1 protein-coding gene is annotated in these 331 nt (G+C 54.4%); it reads right to left on the bottom strand.

The features are described 5' to 3' along the window. On the bottom strand, positions 1-308 hold a 308-nt coding region (locus HP556_RS00270; RefSeq protein ID WP_246297226.1), incomplete at its 3' end, for a replication protein P. Positions 309-331: the final 23 nt, after the last annotated feature.

Raw genomic sequence — 331 nt, 5'->3', positions numbered from 1 at the left:
GGTGTTGGCAGAAATGGTCGATTCTGCCGACGGGCTACGCGCATTCCTGCGTTAACCTGTTCCATCGTGGTGATCCCGTTTTCCCGAAAAGCCAGAACCCACTGGCGACGGATTTCGTTCACTTCGTTCTGGTCACGGTTAGCCAGGCTCGCCGGGAAAGTTGCCAGTAACTGGCTGAACACACCGTTGATGATCTGCGCTACCTGCTGTACCTGCGGCTTTTCGTCGTACTGTTCCGGCATGTTGTTGGCGATCCGACGCATCTGCTCACGGTCAAAGTTAACCATCTGTGCGGCGATGTTTTTCATAGATCCACCCCGTAAATCCAGTC

Origin of the sequence: Tardiphaga robiniae, assembly GCF_013359755.1 — a bacterium.
Taxonomy (GTDB): Bacteria; Pseudomonadota; Alphaproteobacteria; order Rhizobiales; family Xanthobacteraceae; genus Tardiphaga; species Tardiphaga robiniae.
This window is presented reverse-complemented; position numbering and strand designations above follow the sequence as displayed.